This window comes from Streptomyces sp. NPDC006339 (assembly GCF_040612775.1).
Taxonomy (GTDB): Bacteria; Actinomycetota; Actinomycetes; order Streptomycetales; family Streptomycetaceae; genus Streptomyces.
In genome coordinates this window covers 47,416-65,925 of the sequence record NZ_JBEXQW010000044.1, presented here as the reverse complement: position 1 = coordinate 65,925, position 18,510 = coordinate 47,416, and the positions used below count along the sequence as shown (strand labels likewise).

Genomic DNA, 18,510 nt, shown 5'->3' with positions numbered 1-18,510 from the left:
GAGCCGGGCACCCGCGTGCTCCCCGGCGCGCAGCGCCGGGAAGGGCGGGCACCGCCCCAAGCGCGGCCAAGGCCCCGGCGCGCAGCGCCGGGAAGGGCGGGCGCCGTCCCAGCGGGACGCCCGCCGGGGCGACGGCCGGCACGGGCGGGCACCGCTCCCGCGAGGGGCAAGGACCGGCGCGCAGCGCGCCGGCGGGGCTAGCGCCCGCGCCCGGGTGGGCGACCCAGGTCCCAGGGGTGGGCCGTCAGGTCGTCAGGCGGGTGAGGGCCTCGGCGATGGTCAGTTCTTCGCGGTCGCCCGTGCGGCGGTCCTTCAGTTCCAGGACGCCCTCCGCCGCGCGGCGGCCCGCCACGAGGATCTTGGGGACGCCGATGAGTTCGGAGTCGGTGAACTTGACGCCCGGGGAGACGCCGGCGCGGTCGTCGACGAGGACGCGCAGGCCCGCCGCGGCGAGCTGGTCGGAGACCTCGAGGGCCAGCTCGGTCTGGAGGGCCTTGCCGGCGGCGACGACGTGGACGTCGGCCGGGGCGACCTCGGCCGGCCAGCACAGGCCCTTGTCGTCGGCGGTCTGCTCGGCGAGCGCGGCGACGGCGCGGGAGACGCCGATGCCGTACGAGCCCATGGTGACGCGGACCGGCTTGCCGTTCTGGCCGAGGACGTCGAGCTTGAGCGCGTCGGCGTACTTGCGGCCCAACTGGAAGATGTGACCGATCTCGATCGCGCGGTCCAGCTTCAGGCCGGTGCCGCACTTCGGGCAGGGGTCGCCCTCCTGGACGACGACGACGTCGACGTACTCCTCGGCCTCGAAGTCACGGCCCGCGACGACGTTCTTGGCGTGCATGCCCTCCTTGTTGGCACCGGTGATCCACGCGGTTCCGGGCGCGACGCGCGGGTCGGCGACGTACTTCACCTTGTCGAGGCCCTGCGGGCCGACGTAGCCGCGGACCAGGTCCTGGCGCTCGGCGAAGTCGGTCTCGGTGACCATCTCGACGGTCGCGGGGGCGAAGTGCGCCTCGACCTTGTCCATGTCGACCTCGCGGTCGCCGGGCACGCCCACGGCGACGATCTCGCCGTCCACCTTCACGAGGAGGTTCTTGAGCGTGGCGGAGGCCGGCACGCCGAGGGAGGCGGCGAGGGTCTCGATGGTGGGGGTGTCGGGGGTCGGGATGTCCTCGGCGGCGGGCACGGCGGCCGCGTCCACCGGCTTCAGCTCGTAGGAGACCGCCTCGGTGTTGGCGGCGAAGTCGCAGTTCGGGCAGTCGGCGAAGGTGTCCTCGCCGGCCTCGGCCGGGGCGAGGAACTCCTCGGACTTCGAGCCGCCCATCGCGCCCGCGGTGGCGGCGCAGATGCGGTAGTCGAGGCCGAGACGCTCGAAGACGCGCCGGTACGCCTGGCGGTGCAGCTCGTAGGAGTGGGCGAGGCCCTCGTCCTCCAGGTCGAAGGAGTACGAGTCCTTCATGAGGAACTCGCGGCCGCGCAGGATGCCGGCGCGGGGGCGGGCCTCGTCGCGGAACTTCGTCTGGATCTGGTAGAGGATCACCGGCAGGTCCTTGTAGGACGAGCACTGGTCCTTCACCAGCAGGGTGAAGATCTCCTCGTGGGTGGGGCCGAGGAGGTAGTCGCCGCCCTTGCGGTCCTGGAGGCGGAACAGCTCAGCGCCGTACTCGTCCCAGCGGCCGGTCGCCTCGTAGGGCTCGCGGGGCAGCAGCGCGGGGAGGGAGACCTCCTGGGCGCCGATGGCGTCCATCTCCTCGCGGACGATGCGCTCGACGTTGGAGAGGACCTTCTTGCCGAGGGGCAGCCAGCTCCAGATGCCGGCGGCGGTGCGGCGGACGTAGCCGGCGCGGACGAGGAGCTTGTGGCTGAGGACCTCGGCGTCCGCCGGGTCGTCGCGCAGCGTCTTCGCCATCAACTGGGACATGCGCTGGACCGGTGCGTTGGCCATGGTTCTCGTACTCCTGCCGGGACAAAGGGTGATGGCTAGGAGGTTAGCCGGGCGGCCCCGGGACGGTGAAATCAGTTCCCGGTGCCGGGCCCGCGCCGCAGCGGCAGGGGCGCGCCCATGACCGCGTACGGGCGGGGGGCGCTGGGGAAGTGGACGCGGCGGGCGAGGTCGGTGTAGCCGAGCGAGCGGTACAGGCCGCGGGCGGGGCTCTCGGTGTCGATGGCGGAGAGGATCGACTTCGGCAGGTCGGATCCGTCGGTGATGGTGGTGATCAGCCGGCGGCCGACTCCGCGGCCCTGGAAGTCGGGGTGGACGTGGAGCTCGGTGATGACGAAGGCGTCGTGGAGCCAGTCGGCGTTGCCCTCCGAGCGGAGGTAGGGCTCGACGACGGTGGACCACCAGTGGGTGCGGTCGTTCGGCATGCCGTAGACGAAGCCGACGAGCCGGTCGTCGGGGGTGATGGCGCCGTAGGCGCGGGCACCGGGGTTGAGGAGGTGGCGCAGGACGATGTGGCGGCGTACGGCGACCTCGCCCTCGTCGAGTCCGAAGGCGACGGCCTGTACGGCGAGGGCCTCGTCGACCCGTGCGGCGAGCGGGACCGGCGCGATCACGACCTCGGTGTCATCCATGCGCGCACCCTACAAGCCGGTCAGAACAGCACGCTCATGAAGGCGCCGACCTCCTGGAAGCCGACGCGGCGGTACGCGGCGCGGGCGGGGGTGTTGTAGTCGTTGACGTAGAGGCTGACGATCGGGGCGATGTCGGTGAGCGCGTACTGGAGGACGGCGGCCATGCCGGTCTCCGACAGGCCCTTGCCGCGGTGTTCGGGGGCGACCCAGACGCCCTGGATCTGGCATGCCTGGCGGGTGGCGGCGCCGATCTCGGCCTTGAAGACGACCTTGCCGTCCTCGATGCGGGCGAAGGAGCGGCCGGCTCCGACGAGTTCGGCGACGCGGGCCTGGTAGAGCAGTCCGCCGTCGCCGGCCATCGGGGAGACGCCGACCTCCTCGGTGAACATGGCCACGCAGGCGGGCATGATCACGTCCATCTCGTCCTTGCGGACCCGGCGTACGAGCGGGTCGGGCGCGACGGTGGCGGACGGCTCCTCGGCCACCATCAGGGGCTGGTGGGCGCGGATGTCGCGGGCCGGGCCCCAGGTGGGTTCGAGGAGGCTCCAGAGCCGGGCGGTGGGTTCGGCGGGGCCGACGATGGAGGAGCAGCGGCGGCCGACCCGGCGGGCCCGGTCGGCGAAGGCGCGGACGGCCTCGGGTCCGGCGCAGATGGGGACGAGGTTGGCGCCGGAGTAGCAGAGCGAGCGCAGCTCCCCGTCGGCGTACCAGCCCCACATCTCGCCGCCGAGGCGCCAGGGGTCGAGCCCGGCGAGCTGGACGCGGGCCGTGACGAAGGCGTTCTCGACGGGGGCGCTCTCCAGGACGGCGAGCGCGGCGCCGAGGTCGGCGGGTTCGAGGACCCGCGTCGATGATTGCGTCAACACGTGGGGCCTCACGGTGCGTTTTCTGCGGTTCTCCGCACTGTACCCCCACTTCCCGGGCGCCGGGGGGTGCGCGAAGCCCCTCCGTTCCCGGTCGGGCGGAGGGGCTTCGGGGGTGCGGTGGGGCGGGCGGCTGTGCTCAGCCGGCGACGGCGACGGTGGGCTCGCCGCTGGTCACGCCGTCCTTCTCCATCTGCTCGGCGATCTTGAGGGCTTCCTCGATGAGGGTCTCGACGATCTTGGACTCGGGGACGGTCTTGATGACCTCGCCCTTGACGAAGATCTGGCCCTTGCCGTTGCCGGAGGCGACGCCGAGGTCGGCCTCGCGGGCCTCGCCGGGGCCGTTGACGACGCAGCCCATGACGGCGACGCGCAGCGGGACGGTCATGCCGTCGAGGCCGGCGGTGACCTCCTCGGCCAGCTTGTAGACGTCGACCTGGGCGCGGCCGCAGGACGGGCAGGAGACGATCTCCAGGCGGCGCTGGCGCAGGTTCAGCGACTCCAGGATCTGGATGCCGACCTTGATCTCCTCGGCCGGCGGGGCGGAGAGGGAGACCCGGATGGTGTCGCCGATGCCCTCGGAGAGCAGGGCGCCGAAGGCGACGGCGGACTTGATGGTGCCCTGGAAGGCGGGGCCGGCCTCGGTGACGCCGAGGTGCAGCGGGTAGTCGCACTGGGCGGCGAGCTGGCGGTAGGCGTTGACCATCACGACGGGGTCGTTGTGCTTGACCGAGATCTTGATGTCGTGGAAGCCGTGCTCCTCGAAGAGGGACGCCTCCCAGAGGGCGGACTCGACGAGCGCCTCGGGGGTGGCCTTGCCGTACTTCTGGAGCAGGCGGCGGTCGAGGGAGCCCGCGTTGACGCCGATACGGATCGGGGTGCCGGCGTCGCCGGCCGCCTTGGCGATCTCCTTGACCTTGTCGTCGAACTGCTTGATGTTGCCCGGGTTCACCCGGACCGCGGCGCAGCCGGCGTCGATGGCGGCGAAGACGTACTTCGGCTGGAAGTGGATGTCGGCGATGACCGGGATCTGCGACTTCTTCGCGATGATCGGGAGCGCGTCGGCGTCGTCCTGGGTGGGGCAGGCCACGCGCACGATCTGGCAGCCGGAGGCGGTCAGCTCGGCGATCTGCTGGAGCGTGGCGCCGATGTCGGAGGTGCGGGTGGTGGTCATCGACTGCACCGACACCGGGGCGTCGCCGCCGACGGCCACCGACCCGACCTGGATCTGGCGGCTCTTGCGCCGCTCGGCGAGCTTCGTCGGAACGGACGGGATACCGAGAGAGATCGCGGTCATTGGCTGTACAACCCCAAGGTGTGGTTCATCGGGCTCAGGTCTCCGAGATTACCGCCCCGGAGGCGGAAGGCCGGACACCGCAGGGGTGTCCGGCCGCGGGCTCACTACGTCAGCTTCACCGGATTGACGATGTCGGCGACGAGGACGAGCAGGGTGAAGCAGACGAAGACGCCCGCCACGACGTAGGCGGCCGGCATCAGTTTCGCCACGTCGAAGGGGCCCGGGTCGGGCCGCCTGAAGATCCGGGCGGTGTTGCGGCGGATCGACTCCCACAGGGCGCCGGCGATGTGGCCGCCGTCGAGCGGGAGCAGCGGGAGCATGTTGAAGAGGAACAGCGACACGTTGAACATGACCAGCAGGTTCAGGAAGAACACCAGCCTGGTCTGCGGCGGGGCCTCGATGGCCATCAGCTCGCCGCTGATGCGGGCGGCGCCGACGACGCCGACCGGCGAGTCCTGCTTGCGCTCGCCGTCGCCGAAGGCGGCGTCCCACAGGGCGGGGATCTTGCTCGGCAGGGCGATGACGGACTCGACGCCGGCCTGGAGCTGGTCGGTCATCCGGTCCGCGGACTGGCCGAAGGTGAGCGGTACGACCTCGCGACCGGACTCGAAGCCGAGGTAGCCGGCGGAGACGTACTGGAGGGGCTGGGCGACGTTGCCGTCCGCGTCCTTCTTGAGGACCTTGTTCTCCAGGAGCGTCGCGTGCAGGTCGAGCTCCTTGCCGTCGCGCTCGACGGTGACGGTGGCGGGCCCGGTGGTGGCGCGGATCCGGTCGGAGAGGGTGTTCCAGTCGGAGACGCGTTCGCCGTTGAAGGCGACGATCCGGTCGCCCTTGAGCAGGCCGGCCGCCTTGGCGGGCGAGGGGCGGTCGCTCGGCTTGCAGGTGTCGCGCTTCTCGCTCTGGTCGATGACGCAGGTGGTGACGCCGGCGACCTTGGTGGTCTGGGTCTCGAAGCCGATGGCCATGGCGCTGCCGAAGAAGAGCAGGACGGCGAGCACCAGGTTCATGAACGGCCCGGCGAACATGACGATGATCCGCTTCCACGGCTTGCGCGTGTAGAAGAGCCGGGACTCGTCGCCGGGCTGGAGCTCCTCGAAGGACGCCTCGCGGGCGTCCTCGATCATGGAGCGCCACGGGGAGGTGGAGCGGGCCTCGATCCGGCCGTCCTTGCCGGGCGGGAACATGCCGATCATGCGGATGTAGCCGCCGGCCGGGATGGCCTTGATGCCGTACTCCGTCTCGCCCTTCTTCTTCGACCACAGGGTCGGGCCGAAGCCGACCATGTACTGCGGCACCCGAATGCCGAAGAGCTTGGCCGTGGAGAGGTGGCCCAGCTCGTGCCAGGCGATGGAGACGAGCAGTCCCACCGCGAACAGCACGATGCCGAGGACGGTCAGGAGTGTGGTCATGCGCGCGCCTCCGCGATTGCCTTCGCCGCGAGTTCCCGGGCCCGGGCCCTGGCCCAGGTCTCCGCTTCCAGGACGTCCGCCACCGTGAGGGAGGTTCCCGCGCCGGGATCTCCGTGCTCGGTGACGACCGCCGTGACCGTATCCATGATTCCGTTGAACGGCAGCCTTCCGGCGAGGAAGGCGTCCACGCACTCCTCGTTGGCGGCGTTGAAGACGGCGGGGGCGGTGCCGCCGAGGGTGCCGACGTGCCGGGCCAGGTTCACCGACGGAAACGCCTCGTCGTCGAGGGGGAAGAACTCCCAGGTGGAAGCCTTGGTCCAGTCGAAGGCGGGGGCCGCGTCCGGGACCCGCTCGGGCCAGCCGATGCCGATGGCGATCGGGCCGCGCATGTCGGGCGGGGTGGCCTGGGCGAGGGTGGAGCCGTCGGTGAACTCCACCATGGAGTGGACGTACGACTGGGGGTGGACGACGACCTCGATGCGGTCGAACGGGATGTCGTAGAGCAGGTGGGCCTCGATGACCTCCAGGCCCTTGTTGACGAGGGTGGCGCTGTTCACCGTGATGACGGGGCCCATCGCCCAGGTGGGGTGGGCGAGCGCGTCCTCGCGGGTGACGCCCTCAAGCTCGGCCCTCGTGCGGCCGCGGAACGGGCCGCCGGAGGCGGTGACGACCAGCTTGCGGACGTCGGCGCGGGTGCCGGCGGCGAGCGCCTGGAACAGGGCCGCGTGCTCGGAGTCGACCGGGATGATCTGGCCGGGCTTGGCCAGGCCCTTGACCAGCGGGCCGCCGACGATCAGCGACTCCTTGTTGGCGAGCGCGAGCGTCCGGCCGGCCTCCAGGGCGGCGAGGGTGGGCGCCAGGCCGATGGAGCCGGTGATGCCGTTGAGGACGGTGTGGCACGGCGAGGCCGCGAGCGCGGTGGCCGCGTCGGGGCCCGCGAGGATCTCGGGGAGCGGCTCGGAGCCGTACAGCGCCTTCAGTGCCTCGCGCAGCGCCGGTACGGCGTCCTCGCGGGCGACGGCGACCGCGCCGGCCCGCAGCCGGTGCGCCTGCTCGGCGAGCAGCCCGACGCGGCCGCCGGAGGCGGCGAGGGCGGTGACCCGGAACCGGTCGGGGTGGCGCAGCACCAGGTCGATGGCCTGGGTGCCGATGGACCCGGTGGAGCCGAGGACGACGATGTCCCGGCGGCCTTCGGAGACGTCGAAGGCGACGTGCGGGTCGGCGAGAGGAGAGGGGCGGTCGCTCATGCCCCCCATTCTTGCCGCAAACGCCGTGCGCTCTTCACAGGGCCTGTCGGAACGCCTCGAAAACGGGGTGGAAGTCCGGGAACGTCTTCCGCACGCAGCCGGGGTCGTCGAAGGTGATGCCCGGGGTGCGCAGGGCGGTGACCGCGAAGGACATGACGATGCGGTGGTCGCCGTGGGTGGCGATCTCCACCGGGCCGGCCGGGGTGCCGGGGTGGATCTCGATCCGGTCGGGTCCTGTGGTGACGGTGATGCCGAGGCGGCGCAGGTTCTCGGCGCAGGCGTCGAGGCGGTCGCACTCCTTGACGCGGGTGTTGGCGACGTCCTCGATGCGGACCGGGCCGTCGGCGAAGGGCGCGAGGGCGGCGAGGGTGGGCATGGTGTCGGAGATGTCCCGCATGGTGACGGTGAGGCCGCGCAGGGTTCCGGTGCCGCGGACCGTGGTGGCCTCGGCGCCGACCGAGACGTCGGCGCCCATGCGGCGCAGCACGTCGACGAAGGCGAGGTCGCCCTGGAGGGCGCCGGTGCCGAGGCCGGGGACGGTGACGGCGCCGCCGGGGGTGAGGGCGGCCGCGGCGAAGAAGTAGCTCGCGGTGGAGGCGTCCGGCTCGATGGGGTAGGCGGTTGCCTTGTAGCCGGTGGGGGCGACGGTGTACGTGCGTCCTTCGGGACCGTCCGCACGGGCGACCTCGGCGCCGAAGGCCCGCATCATCGCGAGGGTGATCTCCACGTACGGCTCCGAGACCAGGTCCGTGACGGTGATCGCGAGACCCTCGGCGGTGAGCGGGCCGAGCATCAGCAGGGCGGTGAGGTACTGGGAGGACTGGCCGGCGTCGAGCCGGATCGCACCGCCCTCGATGCCGCGGCCGGTGACGGTGAGCGGGTGGTGGCCCTCGCGCTCGCCGTGGGTCAGCTCGACGCCGAGCTCGCGCAGGGCGGTGGTGAGCGGGCCGAGCGGGCGCCGGCGCATCTGGGCGGAGGCGTCGAAGCGGAAGGTGCCGTGTCCGGCGGCGGCGAGGGCGGGCAGGAAGCGGGCAGTGGTGGCGCCGTCCCGGCAGTACACATCGGCCTCGCCGACCCCCGGCCCGGCGGGCCGCCCCTCGATGTGCCACGCGCCGGGCTCCTGCCGTACGGCGTAACCGAGGTCCCGCAGCCCCTCGGCGAAGCCCTCGGTGTCGTCGGACCGGAGCGGCCGCAGCAGGGTGGTGGTGCCTTCGGCGGCGGCCGCGAGGAACAGCGCGCGGGCGGTGACGGACTTGGAGCCGGGGATGTCGATGACGGTCACGGGGGCCATCCTGCCGGTGCGGGCGGCGTCGTCGCCGTGGCGTTCCGGCAGGTGGACGGCGGCGGCCGGGACCGGGACCGGCCGGGACCGTGCGGGGGTCGGCGCCGCGGTCGGCCGGCGCCGACCGTGCGCTAGCGGATCTTGCGGTGGACGTTCTCCTTGTCGGACGGGCCGGGGGTGGTGTCGGCGATCCAGGGGCCGTCGTCGCTGGGGTCGAGGATGCCCTCCTCCAGCCAGGTGTACGAGCCGGCCAGGACGCCGTCGACGACCTTGCGGTCCAGATCGTCGGTGTTGGCCCACAGCCGGCCGAAGAGTTCGGCGATCCGCAGCCGGGCCTGGCGGCAGAAGGCGTCCGCGAGCTGCTGGGCCTCGCGGCCGTGGTCGCCGGTGGTGCGCAGCAGTTCGGCCCGTACGCAGACCGCGCTCATCGCGAAGAGCTCGGCGCCGATGTCGACGATCCGGCCCAGGAACGCCTGCTTGAGCTCCATCCGCCCCTGCCAGCGGGACATGGCGTAGAAGGTGGAGCGGGCGAGCTTGCGGGAGGTGCGCTCGACGTACCGCAGGTGGGTCGCGAGCTCGCCGAACTCCCCGTACGCGCCGGGGACCTGGCCCTGGCCGGCGACGAGTTTCGGCAGCCAGCGGGCGTAGAAGCCGCCGGCCCGGGCGCCGGCCCTCGCCTTGTCGGCGAGGGCCTTGTCGGGGTCGATGATGTCGCCGGCGACGGCGAGGTGGGCGTCGACGGCCTCGCGGGCGATCAGCAGGTGCATGATCTCGGTGGAGCCCTCGAAGATGCGGTTGATCCGCAGGTCGCGCAGGAGCTGTTCGGCGGGGACCGCGCGTTCGCCGCGGGCGGCGAGGGAGTCGGCGGTCTCGTAGCCGCGGCCGCCGCGGATCTGGACCAGTTCGTCGGCCATCCGCCAGGCCATCTCGGAGCCGTAGAGCTTGGCGAGGGCGGCCTCGATGCGGATGTCGTTGCGGTCCTCGTCGGCCATCTGGGAGGCGAGGTCGACGACGGCCTCCAGGGCGAAGGCGGTGGCGGCGATGAAGGAGATCTTGGTGCCGACGGCCTCGTGGCGGGCGACCGGCTTGCCCCACTGCTCGCGTTCGGCGGCCCATTCGCGGGCGATCTTCAGACACCACTTGCCGGCGCCGGCGCAGGCGGCGGGCAGCGAGAGGCGGCCGGTGTTGAGGGTGGTGAGGGCGATCTTGAGGCCGGAGCCCTCGGGGCCGATGCGGTTCGCGGCCGGGACACGCACCTGGTGGAAGCGGGTGACGCCGTTCTCCAGGCCGCGCAGGCCCATGAAGGCGTTGCGGTGCTCGACGGTGATGCCGGGAGAGTCGCCCTCGACGACGAAGGCGGTGATGCCGCCGCGGTGCCCCTCGGATGCGGGGACGCGGGCCATGACGACGAGCAGGTCCGCGACGACGCCGTTGGTCGTCCACAGCTTCACGCCGTCCAGGACGTAGTCCTCGCCGTCGGGGACGGCGGTGGTGGCCAGCCGGGCCGGGTCGGAGCCGACGTCGGGCTCGGTGAGCAGGAAGGCGGAGATGTCGCTGCGGGCGAGCCGGGGCAGGAAGGCGTCCTTCTGCTCCTGGGTGCCGAAGAGTTTCAGCGGCTGCGGGACGCCGATCGACTGGTGGGCGGAGAGCAGCGCGCCGAGGGCGGGGCTGACCGAGCCGACGAGCGCGAGGGCCCGGTTGTAGTAGAGCTGGGTGAGGCCGAGGCCGCCGTACTTCGGGTCGATCTTCATGCCGAGCGCGCCGAGCTCCTTGAGGCCCTGGACGGTCTCGTCGGGGATGCGGGCCTCGCGTTCGATGCGGGCGCCGTCGACGCGGGTCTCGCAGAAGGCGCGCAGCTTGGCGAGGAACGCCTCGCCGCGCCGGACGTCCTCGTCGGCGGGGAGCGGGTGCGGATGGATGAGGTCGAGACGGAAGCGGCCGAGGAAGAGCTCCTTGGCGAAGCTGGGTTTGTGCCAGTCCTGCTGTCGGGCTGCCTCGGCGACCTGCCGGGCCTCTCGTTCGGTGACCTTGGGCGGCCGCTGGGTGGGTGCGGACATGAGGAGCTCACCTCGCCGCTCGTCGGGGGGCCTTGTGGCTACTCGTCCGTCGTACCCGAAATCCGTGGTTTCGGAAACGGCTGCGGGACCGGTTCCGGCTGCCTCCCGGACGCTTCCGGAGGCTCGCGGGTGCCGGTCGCGGCGGCTGACGGGCAGACGAAAGGCGGCCCGGGCCCCCGCACAGTGGGCCCGGACCGCCGGTCTCGTGCGTACGGACGCGTTGGTCCGTACGGGTTGTCCTGCGCGCTCCGGATCCGCGCTCCGGAGCGCGGGGCCGGACGGTGGGTCCGGATCGCGCGCCCGGAGCGCGTGGCGGGAGCGAGCGGCCGCGGCTAGAGCGCCAGGCCGGTGAGGACGAGGACGCGCTCGTAGGTGTAATCGTCCATGGCGTACTTGACGCCCTCGCGGCCGACGCCGGAGCGCTTGGCGCCGCCGTACGGCATCTGGTCGGCGCGGTAGGACGGGACGTCGCCGACGATCACGCCGCCGACCTCGAGGGCGCGGTGGGCGCGGAAGGCGGCCTGGAGGTCGTGGGTGAAGACACCGGCCTGGAGGCCGAAGTCGGAGTCGTTGACCGCGGCGAACGCCTCGGCCTCGCCGTCGACCTTGGCGACGGTCAGGACCGGGCCGAAGACCTCGGCGCGGGCCAGGGTGACGTCGGCCGGGAGGTCGGTGAGGACGGTCGGGGCGTAGGTGGCGCCCTCGCGCTTGCCGCCGGCGAGCAGCTTGGCGCCGGCCGCGACGGCCTCGTCCACCCATGCCTCGACGCGCTTGGCGGCGTTCTCGTCGACGAGCGGGCCGACGTCGGTGGCGTCGTCCGCCGGGTCGCCGGTGACCTGGGCCTCGACGGCGGCGACGATCTTCGGCAGCAGGCGGTCGTAGACGGAGGCGTCCGCGATCACGCGCTGCACGGAGATGCAGGACTGGCCGCCCTGATAGTTCGAGAAGGTGGCGATGCGGGTCGCCGCCCAGTCGAGGTCGGCCTCGGAGGACCAGTCGGGCAGGACGACGGCGGCCGCGTTGCCGCCGAGCTCCAGGGTGCAGTGCTTGTGCGGCACGGACTCCTGGATGGCGTAGCCGACCGTGTCGGAGCCGGTGAAGGAGATGACCGGGAGGCGCTCGTCCTGGACGAGGGCGGGCATGCGGTCGTTCGGCACGGTCAGGATCGACCAGGAGCCGGCCGGCAGGTCGGTCTCGGCCAGGATCTCGCCCAGGATCAGGGAGGAGATCGGGGTGGACGGGGCCGGCTTGAGGATGATGGGGGCGCCGACGGCGATGGCCGGGGCGACCTTGTGGGCGCTGAGGTTCAGCGGGAAGTTGAACGGCGCGATGCCGAGCACGACGCCCTTGGGGATACGGCGGGTGAGCGCGAGGCGGCCGACGCCGCCGGCCTCGGTGTCGAGGCGCTGGGCCTCGCCGCCGTTGAAGCGACGGGCCTCCTCGGCGGCGAAACGGAACACGGAGACGGCACGGCCGACCTCGCCGCGGGCCCACTTGATGGGCTTGCCGTTCTCGGCGGAGATGAGCTGGGCGATCTCCTCGGAGCGCTCGGCGAGCCGCTTCGACACGTGGTCGAGGGCGGCGGCGCGGACGTGCGCCGGGGTGGCGGCGAACTCGTCGACGACGGCGTACGCGGCGGCGACGGCCTCCTCGACCTGGGCCTCGGTGGGCACGCTGACCTTGCCGACCAGACGTCCGTCGTACGAGTTCGTGACGTCGAAGGTGGCCTCGCCGGTGGCCTCGCGGCCGGCGAGCCAGAAGGCGTGGGTGGTCGTCATTGCGTACCGGCCCTTTCCGTTTCGGGGGTGGTGCGAGGGGGGTGCTCTCGCGCTCTCGTGCCACGTTAGGGCGAAGCGGGCGAAGGGGGGCTTGTCCGTGATGGAGTGGTGGCGGGGTTCACCTGTCCGCTTTGGCCGAAGGGGGGCCGGGGCGGCTGGTCACCCGCGCCGCTCGGTCGAGACGATGAGACAGACTCCGGCGACGACGATCGCGCCGCCGAGCACGATCGGCCACGACAGGGCCTCGTTCAGGATCAGCGCGCCGAGGGCGACGGCGACGACCGGGTTCACGTACGCGTAGGTGGCGACCAGCGAGAGCGGGGCGCTGTGGAGGAGCCAGGCGTACGCGGTGAAGGCGATCAGCGAGCCGAAGACGATGAGATAGCCGAGGGCGGCCCAGGAGCGGCCGGAGACGGCCGACAGGTCGAGGCCGTGCTGCTCGCCGCGGATCAGGCCGACGGCGAGGCAGCCGAGGCCGCCGGCGATCATCTCGTACGCGCTGGCGGTGAAGGGGTTCGCGGGCATCGGGATCCGCGAGGAGGAGAACGACCCGATCGACCACAGCAGGGTCGCGACGATCACCAGGACCACCCCGCCGGCCTTCACGTCGCCGCTGAGCCCCGGCAGGGTGAGCACGGCGAGGCCCGCGAGGCCGAGCAGCACGCCGACGACACCGCCGCCGCTCGGCCGTTCCCCGAAGCCGGCCTTGAGGAGCACGACCCAGGCCGGGACGACGGCGATGAGCAGCGCGGCGAGCCCGGACGGCACGGAGGTCTCGGCGAGGACCACGAGCCCGTTGCCGCCGAGGAGGAGCAGCAGCCCGACGACGACGGCGGAACCGAGCTGCCGCGGACTCACCTTGAGCGCGGCGGCCCCCTGCCGCCAGGCGATGATCCCGGCCAGCAGCAGCCCGGCGATGACGAAGCGGACGCCAGCGGACAGGAACGGCGGCAGCGTCTCGACGACGATCCGGATCCCGAGATACGTGGACCCCCACACGACATACACGATCCCGAGCGCCACCCACACGGCGACGGGAATCCTCCGAACGGCGGGAGGGGGCGGCTGGACGTCGGCTGCCGTGTCGACGGCGGGGGTTGTCATGCCCAGGAGCGTAGGCAACGCGCAGCCCCGAAACCAATAATTTTGCCCGGGATCGGGCAGGGGGAGGGGAATTGAGGCCGTCGGGTCGGCACCGCGAGGGCCGGAAGCCGGTCGCGGCGGAAGCCGGGCCGGGCGGCGGAGGCACCGTCCGGTCGGGGACGGGAGCCGGGCGGGGCTCCGTGAGCGCGGGGGCCGGTGCGCACTCCGGGCGCCCCCGCTCCCCGCCGCCGTGCCGTCGGCCGCGGCGCTACTCCGGGCGTGTCCCCGCCGTCCCGGTCGTGGGGTCGCCCGTCGCCTTGAGGGCGAGCCAGAGTTCCATGCGGACGTCCGGGTCGTCGAGGGAGCGGCCGAGGATCTCCTCGACGCGGCGCATGCGGTAGCGGAGGGTGTGGCGGTGAACGCCCAGGTCGGCGGCGGCCGCGTCCCACTGGCCGTGGCGGGAGAGCCAGGCGCGGAGGGAGGCGACCAGATCGCCGCGGCCGGTGGCGTCGTGTTCGCGGAGGGCGCGCAGCAGGCCGTCGGCGAAGGCGCGCACGGCGTCGTCGGCGAGCAGGGGCAGCACCGAGCCCGCGGCGAGCTCCTCGTGCTCGACGAGGGCCCGGCCGCGCCGCCGCGCCACGGACAGCGCCTGCTCGGCCTGCTTGTACGCGGCGGCCGCCGCGATCGGCCCCGTCGGTGCGGACAGCCCCACGACCAGGCCGGCCTCCTCCGCCTCCCGCGTCGTGTAGCCCTCGCAGGCCGCGACCACCGCTCCCCCGTCGCCGGCCAGCACCACGAGCCGCTCCCCGCCCTCCGGGCCGTCCGGCACCGTCAGGACGGACTCGCCCGCGCGGGCGGCGGCGGCCTCCAGGTTCTCGGCGAGCACCGCGAGCGGCGCCTCGCCGCCCTCCTTCGGCTCGCCCGGCACGGACTCGGCGATGAGCAGCCGGAACGGGGCGTCGAGCAGCCCGCCGTACAGGCCGCCCGCCACGGCGCGGGCGTGGTCGGGCTGCCCGGCGAGCAGCATCCGCAGCACCGCCGCGCCGAGCCGCTGCTCGGCGGCCTGGAGCGAGCGGGAGCGCTCCGTCGTCAGGGTCAGCAGGGCGACCGCGGAGTGCACGGCGTACCGCTCCGCCGTCCCCAGCGGCGCCCCCGTCCCGACCGCGAGCGCGCCCCGCACCCGGCGGCCGGTGCCCAGGGACTGCAGCTCCACCCGGTCGTCGGTGCCGCCGACCACCGCACTGGCCGGCGCGGGCCGTTCCCGGAGCCGTTCGACGTCGGATGTGAGCCGCGCGGCCCGCCGTGCCGCCCAGTCCGGCGAGACGGCGAGGACGGTGCCGGAGGTGTCGTAGAGCGCGGCCCAGCCGTCGACGTGCGCGGCGAGCCGGGCGACGACGGCGTCCGGGCCCTCGGCGAGCGCGGCCCTGGTCAGTTCGCGCTGGGCCTCGAAGCCGGCCGTCACGGCCCGGTACTGGTCGGCGGCGATGGCCGCGGACACCGCCTTGCTGATGGCGAGGAACGGCGTGCGCCGGGGCACTTCGAGCAGCGGCAGGTGCTCCTCGCGGGCCGCGTCGAGCAGAGCCGCCGGGATGTCCTCGTAATTGACGCCGATGGCGAAGCCCAGCCCGACGACACCCGCGCCCAGCAGCCGCCGCACATAGCGCCGCATCGCCTCGGGGTCCTCGGCGTCGAGCGTGAGCGCGGTGGTGAGCAGCAGTTCGCCGCCCTCCATGTACGGGACGGGGTCGGCGAGCTCGCTGACGTGGGCCCAGCGCACGGGGGTGTCGAGGCGGTCCTCACCTGCGCGGACGGTGAGTTTGAGCGCCGAGTGCTGGACGAGCGAGGCGAGGGTGGGCGGCATTGGGGACCGTCGGAACCTTAAGGGGAAGGGAAGGCGCGTGGGGGGTGGGGAGGCGCGCGCCGTCCGTCGGGCGGCGCGTCCCCGATTGTGCCAGTCCGTTCCCGGCCCCGCCCTCAGCCTCGCAGGCCGGCGGCCCTCAGGGGGCGTCTCGCAGGTCGACGAGGAGCGGCGGCGTCTGCTCGCCCCGCACATGCGTCAGGGAGAGGACCGCGTGGCCGGGCGGGACGGCGTGGGCGAGGTCGGAGGCGGACCAGCGTTCGCGCTCGACCTCCCGCACGGTCACCGCCTCCGTGGTCACCGCCTTGCCGGTCATCAGCTTGCGCAGGGCGTGGAAGGCCCGGGTCATCGGCTGGTCGGCGAACACGGTGTGGTGGGCGACCTCGGTGCTCTGCACCCACTCGGTGCCCCACGCCTCGGCGAAGGCCCGGCCGTCCCAGTTGGGGATGCCCGCGAAGGCCATCCGGCAGCCGACCACCGCGAGCAACGGTCCGTGCAGCGCGGCCGGCACCTCCGCGAGGGTACGGAGGGCGAGGACGACGCCGGCGTTCTGCGGGCGCAGCCGCTGAAGGGCCCGTACGGTCCCGGCGGTGAGCGCGCCGGCCGCGTCGTCGAGCACCAGGCAGGCGAAGTGGCCGCGCGGGGAACGGTCCCGTACGACCGTCTGGAACTGGGCGAGCAGCAGCCGGTTGATCAGCCGGGCGGCTTCCTCGTGGGCGCCGTCGGGCAGGCCGATCCTCACCCGCACGGGGTGCTGGGCGACGGCCCGGAGGGAGAACGAGCGGGTGTCCGCGCCGCCACCGCCGAAGAACTCGGCGAAGACCGGCCGGTCGAGCGCCGCGAGCCGGTCGGCGAGGACGGGGCCGAGGTCGGTCGCGGTGCCGACCTGGCGGATCCGGGAGTCCAGTTCCCGCCGCATGGCCGGGGCGGTGTCCTCGGCCAGTCGATCGCCCAGCGCCTTCAGGGTCTCGGGGCGGGCCTCCAGGAGTTCCCGGAGCACCGGGACGGTGGGGAAGCGGCCGTGCACGGCGCGGTAGGGGCCGATGAGCTGGGCGAGCACGGTGGCGGCGCGGCGGGTCTCGACGCCCTCCATGTCACCGACGAGGCCCTCGGCGAGGAAGGCGGCGGCCTCGTCGGGGTCGGCGGCGCCGGCGTAGAGATCCAGGTCGTACGGGGAGGACGGGTCACCGAGCCGGATCACGACGTCGTAGGCCCCGTCGGGGCCGAGCGGAGCGCCGGCCGCGGCGACCGCGACGACGGAGCAGCCGCCCGAGAGGGCCTGCAGGGTGAGCGACTCGACGACCGGCGCCACGAGGGAGCGGGTCTTGCCGGAGCCGGAGGGGCCGACGGCGAGGAGGGAGGTGCCGAGGAGTCCGGGGTCGAGTGCGAGACCGGCCTCGCGGTAGTCCCGGGGCGTGCGCTCGGCGGCCGGGTAGCGCCCGACGCGCACCTGTCCGAGGAGCAGGTCGTGGGCGGCCGTGCGGCCGGGCAGGTCGCGGTCGCCGGACGGGTGCGCGCCCGCGCCGGGGCCCTCCCGCAGCAGTTGCCGGACGAGGGCGGCGCGGCGTACGGCGTCGTGGCCGGCGTCCTGCCAGGCGCGGCGCACCCGGGCGCAGTCGACGTCGTTCATGCGGCCGTCGGCGACGGCGGCGGTCAGCAGGTCCGCCGCCTGCCGCTCGCCCGCCTCGCGCAGCTCGGGCCACCGGGACGGGGGGACGGCCTCGCCGGCCGCCGCGGCCGGGGCGGCGGAAGCGGCGGCGCGGGCACGGGCGCGGCGGGCCCGGACGAGTCCCTTCCAGTCGCCGAGCCGGGCGAAGGGCCACAGGACGAGGAGGGTGATGAGCGCGTAGAGGGTGTAGACGACGAAGGGGGAGGCGAAGACGCCGAATCCGCCCGTGAGGAGGGCGACGAGCGCGAGCACGGGGGCGACGACGGGCAGCGGGTCCCAGTCGAGCCCGAACGCCTCCGGCCACACGAGGACGAGGGTGCCGAGGGCCATGGCGGCCGCGACGGCGGCTCGGCCGCCGGGGTGGAAGCGGCTCACGTAGTGCCGGACGATCGCGCGCCAGGAGCCGAGGAAGCCGATGGCGGAGACGAGTACGAGGAGGAACACCCCGTCGTACATGGCGCGGGCGGCCTGGCCGTGCCAGTCCACGGGGCTGGTGGTGGCGGGGTACCACCAGTCCTTGGGGGTGAGCAGCCAGAGGAATTCGGGCTTGTAGGGGAAGACCTCGGAACGCCAGGCCGACCAGGCGAGCAGGCCGATGGCCACCGGGACGAGCATGCCGGCGATGGTGACGGGGGCCAGCCGCTCGGGCCCTTCGGGGCCGGGGGGCCGGTGGCGGAGCCGCCAGATCCCGGGCCCTGCCGCCGGCCTCGGAGCGTCCATCCACGCGGCGACGGGGCTCGCGCCGGGTGCCCCGACGGGCCGGGGCGGCGCGGCCGGAGGCGCGGGCGGAGCTGCGGCCGGAGGTGCGGGCACGGACACCGGAGCCGCAGCAGGCGCGGGAGCCCCCACGGCCGCCGGACCTTCAGCGGACGCCGGAGCCTCGGTGGGCGCCGGAGCCTCAGCGGGCGCGGTAGGCCCCACGGCCGCCGTCCCGTCCGCCGGCCTCGGCGCGTGTGCCGGCGTCGGTGCCTGTGCCGGCGCGGGCGTCGGCGGCTTCGGCGGTACGGCCGGCACCGGTGGCACCGGCGGCAGCGCGCCCGGCGGGCCGGCCGGGCGCGGCACCTCGGCTCCTCGGGTGTCGCTCGACTCGTGCATACCGTCGGTCTCCATGAACCCCTGCCCCCTGACCAGCCAGGTCGCCGCCACTGTGCCCTCGTCAATCTAGTGCGCCGGGCCCGCGCCGGAGGGGATTCGCCCACCCGTACGGCCCATCACCGCCGAGAAGCGGCCGGGGCCGGGATCCGCCCGGGATCCGCCCCGCATCCACCGGGATCCGCCGGGGATGCGGCCCCGTTCCGGAGGCCCCCGTCACCTCCCTGTCCACCACGGACAACGACACACCCGCAACACTCCCGATCGGCGCATGCCCGACCCCCTGCTCCGCGCCTAGCCT

12 protein-coding genes are annotated in these 18,510 nt (G+C 73.6%); all 12 read right to left on the bottom strand.

Features of this window, described 5'->3' with window-relative positions; translation table 11 throughout:
• Positions 1-244: 244 nt before the first annotated feature.
• Entirely contained in the window at positions 245-1,945 is a 1,701-nt protein-coding gene (locus tag ABZ135_RS29780) for a proline--tRNA ligase (protein WP_356699925.1), read from the bottom strand.
• 71 nt (positions 1,946-2,016) lie between these two features.
• Positions 2,017-2,574, bottom strand: a complete 558-nt coding sequence (locus tag ABZ135_RS29775; RefSeq protein ID WP_356699923.1) for a GNAT family N-acetyltransferase — start codon at positions 2,572-2,574, stop codon at positions 2,017-2,019.
• Positions 2,575-2,594: 20 nt separating this feature from the next.
• Positions 2,595-3,440: a GNAT family N-acetyltransferase gene (locus ABZ135_RS29770; RefSeq protein ID WP_356699921.1), complete on the bottom strand. Its 846-nt coding sequence runs from the start codon at positions 3,438-3,440 to the stop codon at positions 2,595-2,597.
• A gap of 136 nt (positions 3,441-3,576) precedes the next feature.
• Entirely contained in the window at positions 3,577-4,734 is a 1,158-nt protein-coding gene (gene ispG, locus ABZ135_RS29765; RefSeq protein WP_356699919.1) for a flavodoxin-dependent (E)-4-hydroxy-3-methylbut-2-enyl-diphosphate synthase, read from the bottom strand.
• 104 nt (positions 4,735-4,838) lie between these two features.
• Positions 4,839-6,143: a site-2 protease family protein gene (locus ABZ135_RS29760; protein WP_356699917.1), complete on the bottom strand. Its 1,305-nt coding sequence runs from the start codon at positions 6,141-6,143 to the stop codon at positions 4,839-4,841.
• The gene (dxr, locus tag ABZ135_RS29755; protein ID WP_356699915.1) at positions 6,140-7,390 is read right to left on the bottom strand and encodes a 1-deoxy-D-xylulose-5-phosphate reductoisomerase; all 1,251 of its coding nucleotides are present in this window, start codon (positions 7,388-7,390) and stop codon (positions 6,140-6,142) included. Before dxr ends, ABZ135_RS29760 begins: the two co-directional genes overlap by 4 nt.
• 34 nt (positions 7,391-7,424) lie before the next feature.
• Positions 7,425-8,672: a 3-phosphoshikimate 1-carboxyvinyltransferase gene (aroA, locus tag ABZ135_RS29750; protein ID WP_356699913.1), complete on the bottom strand. Its 1,248-nt coding sequence runs from the start codon at positions 8,670-8,672 to the stop codon at positions 7,425-7,427.
• Between the two features lie 131 nt (positions 8,673-8,803).
• Positions 8,804-10,729: an acyl-CoA dehydrogenase family protein gene (locus ABZ135_RS29745; protein WP_356699911.1), complete on the bottom strand. Its 1,926-nt coding sequence runs from the start codon at positions 10,727-10,729 to the stop codon at positions 8,804-8,806.
• Positions 10,730-11,061: 332 nt separating this feature from the next.
• The gene (locus tag ABZ135_RS29740) at positions 11,062-12,507 is read right to left on the bottom strand and encodes an aldehyde dehydrogenase family protein (RefSeq protein WP_356699909.1); all 1,446 of its coding nucleotides are present in this window, start codon (positions 12,505-12,507) and stop codon (positions 11,062-11,064) included.
• Positions 12,508-12,666: 159 nt separating this feature from the next.
• Positions 12,667-13,611 carry an EamA family transporter gene (locus tag ABZ135_RS29735; RefSeq protein ID WP_356699907.1) on the bottom strand — a complete coding sequence of 315 codons (945 nt, stop codon included), beginning with the start codon at positions 13,609-13,611 and terminating at the stop codon, positions 12,667-12,669.
• Positions 13,612-13,858: 247 nt separating this feature from the next.
• Positions 13,859-15,451, bottom strand: coding sequence for a PucR family transcriptional regulator (locus tag ABZ135_RS29730; protein WP_356699906.1), 1,593 nt, complete (start codon positions 15,449-15,451; stop codon positions 13,859-13,861).
• A gap of 136 nt (positions 15,452-15,587) precedes the next feature.
• Complete coding sequence (locus ABZ135_RS29725; RefSeq protein WP_356699904.1) at positions 15,588-17,732, bottom strand: ATP/GTP-binding protein; 2,145 nt, start codon at positions 17,730-17,732, stop codon at positions 15,588-15,590.
• Between the last annotated feature and the right edge of the window lie 778 nt (positions 17,733-18,510).